General features: G+C 61.5%; 3 protein-coding genes. All 3 read left to right on the forward strand.

The genetic code is table 11. The annotated features are described in order from the left end of the window. Window positions 1-156: 156 nt before the first annotated feature. The 3 genes from dapE (at window position 157) to FQ187_RS29750 (ending at window position 2579) form a co-directional block, all read left to right on the forward strand. Entirely contained in the window at window positions 157-1308 is a 1152-nt protein-coding gene (gene dapE, locus FQ187_RS29740; protein ID WP_149632211.1) for a succinyl-diaminopimelate desuccinylase, read from the forward strand. Beyond that, on the forward strand, window positions 1308-2117 hold the full coding sequence (locus FQ187_RS29745; protein ID WP_149632212.1) for a putative RNA methyltransferase: 810 nt from the start codon (window positions 1308-1310) through the stop codon (window positions 2115-2117). The genes dapE and FQ187_RS29745 overlap by 1 nt, the downstream gene beginning before the upstream one ends. Before the next feature lie 84 nt (window positions 2118-2201). Then, the gene (locus tag FQ187_RS29750) at window positions 2202-2579 is read left to right on the forward strand and encodes a hypothetical protein (protein ID WP_149632213.1); all 378 of its coding nucleotides are present in this window, start codon (window positions 2202-2204) and stop codon (window positions 2577-2579) included. The last annotated feature ends 85 nt before the right edge of the window (window positions 2580-2664 follow it).

Consider the following 2664-nt stretch of genomic DNA (forward strand, 5'->3'; position numbering starts at 1 on the left):
TTTGCGTTTGTCGGTCATGGAGAACTCCTCAATAGGTGTATTTTCCACCTATCGGGGTGTCCGGGGAAATTAGACCACTGCAGACACACCGCATTCGCGAGCAAGCCCGCTCCCACATTTAGACCGCGCCCATATTCAAGTTTTCCGGAGTTTTCCATGACGGCCCACGCCGACCTTTCGCCGACCCTTCAACTCGCCATCGACCTGATCCGCCGTCCGTCCGTGACGCCGGTCGACGCCGATTGCCAGAAGCAGATGATGCAGCGCCTGGGCGATGCCGGTTTTGCGCTTGAGCCAATGCGCATCGAAGATGTGGATAACTTCTGGGCGACCCACGGTAAACACGACGGTCCGGTATTATGCTTCGCCGGCCACACCGACGTGGTGCCGACCGGCCCGGTGACCGCCTGGCAAATCGACCCGTTCAACGCGCTGATCGACGAACACGGCATGCTCTGCGGCCGTGGCGCGGCGGACATGAAAGGCAGCCTAGCCTCCATGACCGTGGCGGCCGAGCGTTTCGTCACCGACTACCCGGATCACAAGGGCAAGGTCGCTTTCCTGATCACCAGCGACGAAGAAGGCCCGGCGCACCACGGCACCAAAGCTGTGATCGAACGCCTTGCCGCCCGCAAGGAGCGTCTGGACTGGTGCATCGTCGGCGAACCGTCGAGCACCACTCTGGTGGGCGACGTGGTCAAGAACGGCCGTCGCGGCTCCCTCGGCGCCAAACTGACCGTGCGCGGCGTGCAGGGTCACGTGGCCTATCCGCATCTGGCGAAGAACCCGATCCACCTCGCCGCCCCGGCGCTGGCCGAACTGGCCGCCGAGCATTGGGACCACGGCAACGATTTCTTCCCGCCAACCAGCTTCCAGATCTCCAACGTCAATTCCGGCACCGGCGCGACCAACGTGATTCCGGGTGATCTGGTGGCGGTGTTCAACTTCCGCTTCTCTACCGAATCCACCGTTGAAGGCCTGCAAAAGCGCGTCGCCGATATTCTCGACAAACATGGCCTGGACTGGCACATCGACTGGGCATTGTCCGGCCTGCCGTTCCTCACCGAACCGGGCGCCCTGCTGGATGCCGTCGCGTCGAGCATCAAGGACATCACCGGTCGTGAAACCAAAGCGTCCACCAGCGGCGGCACCTCTGACGGTCGCTTTATTGCGACCATGGGTACGCAGGTGGTTGAACTGGGCCCGGTCAACGCGACGATTCACCAGGTCAACGAGCGTGTGCTGGCTGCCGACCTCGATGTGCTGACCGAAATCTATTACCAGACCCTGATCAAGTTGCTCACCTGATGCTCGCCTGCCCGATCTGCAGCGAACCGCTGAACGCGGTGGACAACGGCGTGGCCTGCCCCGCCGGGCATCGTTTCGACCGTGCGCGTCAGGGTTACCTGAACCTGTTGCCGGTGCAGCACAAGAACAGCCGCGCCCCTGGGGATAACCTGGCGATGGTCGAAGCCCGACGCGATTTTTTGAACGCCGGCCATTACGCGCCGGTGGCCAAGCGTCTGGCGGAACTGGCGGCGCAATACGCGCCCCAGCGCTGGCTGGACATCGGTTGTGGCGAGGGTTACTACACCGCGCAAATCGCCGAGGCGTTGCCGAGCGCCGACGGTTACGCGCTGGACATCTCCCGGGAAGCGGTCAAACGCGCCTGCAAACGCAACCCGCAGCTGACCTGGTTGATCGCCAGCATGGCGCGGGTGCCGTTGGCCTCTGGCAGCTGTCAGTTTCTCGCCAGTGTCTTCAGCCCGCTGGATTGGGAGGAAGCCAAACGCCTGCTCAGCCCCGGCGGCGGTTTGATGAAAGTCGGGCCGACCAGCGGCCATCTGATGGAGTTGCGCGAGCGTCTATACGACGAAGTGCGTGAATACACCGACGACAAGCATCTGGCTTTGGTGCCGGAAGGCATGGCATTGCAGCACAGCGAAACCCTGGAGTTCAAACTGACGCTGGAAAGTGGTCAGGACCGTGCGAACCTGTTGGCCATGACCCCCCACGGTTGGCGCGCCAGTGCCGAGCGCCGGGCGGCGGTCATCGAACAGGTCGAGCCGTTCGAGGTCACTGTTTCAATGCGCTACGATTACTTTGTTCTTCAATAACTCTTTAATTTTTTGGTCTTCGGCAGTTGCCGTAGGCCGGCTAAATCCGCGAATGGATTTTTCAGACCCGCAGTGAGGACATCCATGCGCCAACCCGATATCGAGATTTACCTGAAAGACGCCGACGTCGACTACAAGGCCGTCGCGGCCTGGCTCAGCACTGCTTTGGGCCCATGCACCGACTGGGTCCAGAAAGGCCAGACCTACAAGTGCAAGGCCGGCAACGTGTCGGTCACCTGGTTGCCGAAAGCCGTGGGCAAGTGGAACAGCCTGTTCCTGGACAGCGACCAGACCCCGTGGGAAGACGACATCGCCTGCGCCCGCGCTGCGTTTGCCGCGCTGAACGTCGAAGTGCGTTGCGCGCCGGGGACGTGGGTCGAGGAAGAAGGTGAAGAAACAGCGGATCGCTGGATGCGCATCAGCGCTGACGGTGAAGAAGAGATCACCTGGAAAACCGCTTAAAAACGAAGCGGATCAAATGTGGGAGCGGGCTTGCTCGCGAATGCGGTGTGTCAGTCAAAGTTTATGTCGACTGACACACCGCATT

The sequence above is a fragment of the Pseudomonas sp. ANT_J28 genome, assembly GCF_008370005.1.
In the GTDB taxonomy this organism is placed as follows: domain Bacteria; phylum Pseudomonadota; class Gammaproteobacteria; order Pseudomonadales; family Pseudomonadaceae; genus Aquipseudomonas; species Aquipseudomonas frigoris.